A 6,330-nucleotide genomic window follows, 5' to 3' on the forward strand; every position below is an offset into this window, starting at 1 on the left:
TCTACGTGTCAGTGTGTCGGCGCCCTGTGGCCGGTCCTGAAGCGGACCTCTGCTTGCGCAGGCGCAAAGCGCGCAGCATTCGCAATGGAAACAGCCCGAGAGGAGCGCTACGGCCCAGGTCCTGTCGGTCTTGGTCGAGCGCTCGCGCATAGCGCTGGGCGTCTCCGGCTGTCGGATACCGCTTGGTGCCCGCTACTCCGCAATCGCGGTCGCATTGCCAGGCAATTGTTTCGTCTTCGCTGGAGAAGCGAAAGCGATGTCCGAGAAGACGGCAGGTCAGCATGGGAGCCACTCTATGTGAGGCGTGACGTGCCGTCAGCCCCGAAGCGCTTAGCTCAATCCGACCTAAAGGAATATCATGACCACTACGACAGGTATGAAAACCGTCGCTACCCACGTCCCGGCCCGGCTCGACCGGCTGCCGTGGTCACGATTCCACTGGCGGATCGTGATCGGCCTCGGTTCGGTCTGGATCCTCGATGGCCTTGAGGTGACCATCGTCGGGGCCGTTGCCTCGCGCATGACCGAAAAGGGCAGCGGCATCTCCCTCACGAGCGCCGACATCGGAATCGCGGCCGCGATCTACGTGGCCGGGGCCTGTTTCGGTGCGCTCGTCTTCGGCCGACTCACGGACCGCTTCGGGCGCAAGAAACTATTTATGATCACGTTGGGGATCTACATCATCGCAACTGTGGCGACCGCGTTCTCGCAATTAACCTGGTACTTCTTCCTTGCCAGATTCATCACCGGCATGGGTATCGGTGGAGAGTATGCGGCCATCAATTCTGCCATTGATGAGCTAATTCCGTCTCGCAACCGTGGTCAGGTGGATCTGGCCATCAATGGCAGCTACTGGGTCGGCTCCGCGATCGGCAGCCTGGCTGCGGTGGGACTCCTCAGCGGCGCCTTCGCGGTGGACCTCGGCTGGCGCCTGGCCTTCGGCCTCGGCGGCATTCTCGGGCTGGGCATCATGGTGGTGCGCCGCAATGTCCCGGAGAGCCCTCGATGGCTTTTCATCCATGGCCGCGAGGAGGAAGCCGAGCGCATCGTCGACCACATCGAGGCCGAGGTACGGCGGGAGACCGGAAGGAAATTGCCTGAGCCGGGCGAGGCCATCACTATCCGTCAGCGACAAGTTATTCCCTTTGTGGAGATCGCCCGAACGGCAGTGCAGCGGTACCCACGCCGTGCAATACTCGGACTCGCGCTCTTTATCGGCCAGGCATTCCTGTACAACGCGATCGTGTTCGACCTGGGCACGATCCTCAGCGGTTTTTTCGGCGTCTCCTCTGGATCCGTCCCGTACTTCATGGCCATCTTCGCCGGCGCCAACTTCCTAGGACCACTTCTCCTTGGCCGCTTGTTCGACACGGTTGGTCGGAAGCCGATGATCGCCGGCACATATTTGGGCTCAGCGGGCGTCGCCGCCGCACTCGCGATCTTGCTGATGAATAATTCGCTGACGGCATGGTGGTTCTTCCTGTTGGTCTCGGTGACCTTCTTCGTGGCTTCGGCAGGGGCCAGTTCGGCCTACCTGACGGTCAGCGAGGTGTTTCCCATGGAGACCCGGGCGCTGTCCATCTCCTTGTTCTTCGCCATTGGTACAGCCGTCGGTGGGATCACGGGGCCAGCGCTGTTCGGCCAGTTCATCCAAAGCGGAAACAAGAATCTGGTGGCCCTCGGTTTCATCGTCGGAGCAGCCGCCATGGCCCTGGGTGGACTCGTCGAAGTGTTCTTCGGCGTCCGAGCCGAGCGACAGTCCCTCGAGAACATCGCTACGCCGCTGACCGCGGAAGAAGCGGAGGCGGAATGGCGAAACAAGCCCTCCCCGCAGGCCGAGCGTGACCGTGCCCGACCGGAGGAGGACCGCAGAGAGGCCCGCCACCGCGACGAGCGGATCGCCGGCCGGAGGGCCCGCAGGCGCGAGCGCGAAGAGACAGGGGGACGGAAGTACCGGCCTGGACCGGGCGGTTCGTTCTACTCACCGGGCCTGGTCGGTTCCATGGGCAAGACCAGCCGGTCCTCCGCCGCGGCCGAGCGGGCCCTCGACGAAGAGATCGAGAAGGTGGTCAAGATCCTTGAAAAGCGCGGCCCAACTGAGCGCGAGGAACTCGAGAAGGCAGTGGAGGGGAAGTCGTGGGGTCCCGGCCGCTTCCGGAAGGCACTGCGAGAAGCGGTCAGGGAGTCCCGCGCCGAGGGCCGCCCCGACGGCGTTTACGTCCGGGCAGGCCAGTCCTCTGGCCCGGGCGGGGGTGGAGAAACGTCCGAAGACGGCCGCCGCGACGGCGGCGACGGATAACGGCGACGACCGAGGAGAGCGGAGAGAGTGACGGCCCCGGCGCTTTCTCACCCTGCCCCGAGCCCACGAGCCTGGCACGCCCAAGGCAATGGAAGGATCACAAGATGGTTGACACAGGTTTCTCTTCGTTCGACACCATGGTGGACAAGGCGAATCACGTCCTCAAGGAGATCGAGCACGCCTACGGGTGGCCCAAGGACCGCCGGAAGCAGTCCTACACCGCGCTGCGAGCGGTGCTGCACCCGCTGCGGGACCGCTTGACAGTCGAGGAGGGCGCGCAATTCGCCGCTCAACTGCCGACGTTGCTGCGGGGCATCTACTACGAGGGATGGAAGCCCTCTGCAACACCGTTGAAGATGAGCAAGGAGGAATTCTTCACACGCGTCCGGGAGGAATTCCCCTACGCGGTCGAAGGTGACACCGAGCAGCTGGCACGCACCGTCCTCAAGGCGCTGCAGCAGCACGTCAGCGGCGGGGAGTGGGATGACCTGAAGGCGAATTTGCCCGCTTCACTGGCCGCCATCCTGCCTTAAAAGGTGTCCTGTGCGGTGAGTGAGTAGGCGTTCGTAGCAGCGGAGGTCGGTAGTGAGACCGAGGAAGGCCAGGTAGTTGCAGTGGTGGTGTTCGTAGCAGTACCCACCCCGTGGGGTCCGAACTGATGCGGCGCGCGCGGCTGCGAGGGCGACCACCGACCAGCCCCCTCCGTGCGCTTACTGCCCGGTCCCGCCTACATTCGCGGGGCAACCCACCGACATCTCCCAATGCCGCGGTTCTTCCGTCCATCCACCTTCCCAGGCGGCCGTATGGAACCGCCCAAGTAGGGCTACTTACGGCCGCTTGGCCATGGGCCGGAAATGGTCGGGACAGAGGCCCGCACCCGGCGTCCCTACGTGGCCCATGCTTCGCATGGCGTTCCTCCGAGATAACAGGCCCTCCTCACGCCTGTCACCTCGGTGCGGCTGACTCGGACGGCCCTGGCCTCGGCCTAAGCTCAGCGCTGTGACGTGGCTGCGGGCGCTGGTGGAGGTCGTGCGTTCCGGGCTGACGATCGAGCGGACGCGGCTCGAACCCCTGGTCGCGCTGCGCGTGGCGGCCGGTCTCGCGGTCGTGATCGGACTCTCGCTGTGGCTCTCCTCCCCGGCCTCCGCCGTCTCCGCCGCGTTCGGCGCATTCTCGGCCGGTGCCGCCACGTTCCAGCGCAGCTGGCGCCCGCGCAAGGTGCTCGCGCTGGCCACGGGCGCCGGTCTGGCGCTAAGCACCTTTCTGGGCTATCTCGCGGCGGCACACCTCGTAGCGTTCCTCCTGCTGCTCGCCGTGTGGGCATTTTTCGCCGGGATGGCCTGGGCCGCGAGCCCGACCGCCGGGATCGTCGCGAGCACCACCGTCGGCATCATGCTGGTGACCGTCACCCTGCCCACCAGCATCGGCCAGGCCCTGGAGCACGCCGCGGTCATCGCCTTCGGCGGTGTCGTGCAGGCGACGCTCATCCTGCTCTTTCCGATCCGCCGATGGGGAGCGCACCGGGACGCGCTCGCTGATGCCCTCGCCGCCGTGGCGGACTACGCCCGGCGGCTGCGGCACGATCCGATGGCCCCCTTCAACCCGGAACCGATGATGACGGCTCGAGACGCTGCTGCGGTCACGCCGTTGCAGGCGCGCAGGCGGCCCGCCGCCCTGCACGGCCCCCGCGGCCTGGCCGAGCGCATCCGACCGGTCCTGGCCTCGCTCGCCGATCCCCGGGTCGGCGCTCCGGCGGAGGGACCGGAACGCGACCGGGTGTGGGAACTGCTGGCCGCGACCGCCGAGGTCCTGGACGCCGCCGCCCGTTCGATCCGCCGCGGTGCCCCGGCCCAGGTGCCCGCCCTGGACCTGGAGGCGCTGCGGGGCGGAGGAGGGGACGAGGTGCTGAAGGGGCCTGCGCGGGTGGCCGCGGCCTGGCTGGTCGACCTGCTCGGCGAGGTCATGGAGACCGCGGAGAGCGGTGACACCCACGCGGGGCACGCTCCTGCCCCCGGGAAGCCGGGTGCTTCGACCCTGCTGCGTCCGACCATGCTCCGGATGGTGCCCGTCGTCCTGCGCGCGATGCGCCGCGAACTCGTGCGGGAATCGCCGGTCCTCCGGCACGCCGTACGCCTGGCGGTGGTGGCCTCCCTTGGCTATCTGGTCGGCACGGCACTCCCCCTGGGGCACGGCTACTGGGTGCCGATCACCTCCGTCATGGTGCTGCGGCCCGACTTCCATCAGACCTACGCCCGTGCTGTGGCCCGGTTCGCCGGCACTCTGGTCGGTGTCGGACTGGCCACCGGGGTGGTGCAGTTGGTGGGCCCGGGCCCGGAGCTGTCCGGCGGGCTCGCCGTGTGCTCGGCCGCGCTGCTGTACCTTCTGATGCATACCGGGTACGCGGTCTCGCAGTCTTTTGTTGCGGCGTATGTCGTCTTTCTGCTCGGGATGGCGGGCGAGGAGTGGCACCAGACCGTGCGGGACCGGGTGCTGCTCACGCTGCTCGGCGGTGCGCTCGCGATGCTGGCCTACATGGTCTTTCCAGCCTGGGAGACCCCGCGGCTGCTGGACCGGCTCGCGGACTGGCTCGTCGCGAGCGGGCGGTACGCGGCGGCGGTGGTCGCTGCGTACGCGGATCCGGCCGACCGGCACCGTGCGGAAGTACGGCGGTCTCTGCTCGCCAGCCGTGCGGCGGAGGCGGCGTGGGACGAGGCTTTCGACCGGGCCAAGCGTGAGCCCGTCAAGCACCGTGGACTGAGCCGAAGTGCTGCGGAGGACGCCCGGGAAGCGCTCAAGTCGCTGGGACGGGCGGCGATGCTGCTGGAGGCCCATCTGCCGGAGCGGGGGGCGCGGCCTGTCCCCGACGCCGAGCGGTTCGCCGAGGCCGTGAGGGCGGACACCGCGCAGGCGGCGCGGGAGGTACGCCAGCGGCGGACCCCGTCCTGGGACCGGGTCGAGGAGGCGCTCGCCGCCTGGGACAGCGCCGAAGACAGCCCGGCTCCGGTGGTGCGGCGCGGGGCGGAGCTCTTGCTGCGGGCCCTGAAGGAGCTGACGACCGCCATCGACACGTCGCCGCTGGAGCGGGAGGTGGCGTCGGTCCGGCAGGATCGGCAGGCACGAGCGAACAGGGAAGAAGAGGAAGCGCAGGGGGAGCAGGATGGCGTCTCCGCTCGGCCGCCGCGGGAGGTCAGCTGAGCGGGGCCGGCCGACCACTGTGGCGGGGCGTTGGATCTTGGGTTGGTTGTGGTGTGAGCGGCCGGTTGGCGACCTGGCCGTCCCTGACCTTCACGTTCACGCAGTCGATGAAGACGACCGGGTACACGCGCTGTCCAGAGGACGGTTCTGCCATTCGGCCATGCCGGCCATCACGCTGTCGGTAATCGTGGAGATGGTGCTCTTGGACACCTCTGTCCCATAGACCTCGGCCAGGTGGGCGGAGATCTCGCCGTGGGTAAGACCCTTCGCGGACAGCGACAACACCATCTCATCGACCCCGCCCAAACGCCGCTGGCGCTTCTTGACCAGCTGCGGCTCGAACGTACCCGCCCGGTCCCGCGGCACCGTGATCTCCACCGGCCCGACCTCGGTCGTCACCGTCTTGGACCGGTGGCCGTTGCGGTAGTTATCGCGGCCACCCTCGGTCCGTTCACCGAGCTCATGCCCCAGGTGATCGGTCAGCTCGCCCTCCAGCGCCGACTCACGCACCCTGCGCGTCAGCTCCGCCAGCAGACCGCCCTCACCGGTCAGCTTCACCCCGCCGGCCTCGGCTCGGGCCACCAGCTCGGCAACCAGCCCGTCATCCACAACATCCGGTGCGTCCACGGCGACCTCCCCGGCCTCGATGCCACTCATCACGTCAGTCATCAACTGTCGCTTCCAGTACGGGAGGTACACCAGTCACGGTACAGACCTACGGCCAACCGGCACGGTTCGGCAGGGGACTGTAAAACGTTCGGTGTAACTCCCGATCATGGAAGATGCATCGATGACCAGTGACAACGTGACTGAGGTCGAATCCGTCGAGCCGTCTG

At 67.5% G+C, this 6,330-nt stretch carries 3 protein-coding genes and 1 pseudogene; 3 read left to right on the plus strand and 1 reads right to left on the minus strand.

The features are described 5' to 3' along the window. Positions 1-358: 358 nt before the first annotated feature. The 3 genes from AB0M87_RS14785 to AB0M87_RS14795 all read left to right on the plus strand — a co-directional run bounded on the left by AB0M87_RS14785 (position 359) and on the right by AB0M87_RS14795 (position 5,494). Positions 359-2,299: an MFS transporter gene (locus tag AB0M87_RS14785; RefSeq protein ID WP_365852643.1), complete on the plus strand. Its 1,941-nt coding sequence runs from the start codon at positions 359-361 to the stop codon at positions 2,297-2,299. A 104-nt stretch (positions 2,300-2,403) separates the two neighbouring features. Continuing rightward, entirely contained in the window at positions 2,404-2,832 is a 429-nt protein-coding gene (locus AB0M87_RS14790) for a DUF2267 domain-containing protein (protein ID WP_365852645.1), read from the plus strand. A 466-nt stretch (positions 2,833-3,298) separates the two neighbouring features. After that, a complete protein-coding gene (locus AB0M87_RS14795) occupies positions 3,299-5,494 on the plus strand; it encodes an FUSC family protein (protein ID WP_365852647.1) in 2,196 nt (731 codons plus the stop codon). Between the two features lie 55 nt (positions 5,495-5,549). Here AB0M87_RS14795 and AB0M87_RS14800 read toward each other — a convergent pair. Then, positions 5,550-6,163: pseudogene (locus AB0M87_RS14800) on the minus strand (transposase); the annotation flags it as partial. Between the last annotated feature and the right edge of the window lie 167 nt (positions 6,164-6,330).

The organism is Streptomyces sp. NPDC051320 (assembly GCF_040682175.1).
Taxonomy (GTDB): Bacteria; Actinomycetota; Actinomycetes; order Streptomycetales; family Streptomycetaceae; genus Streptomyces.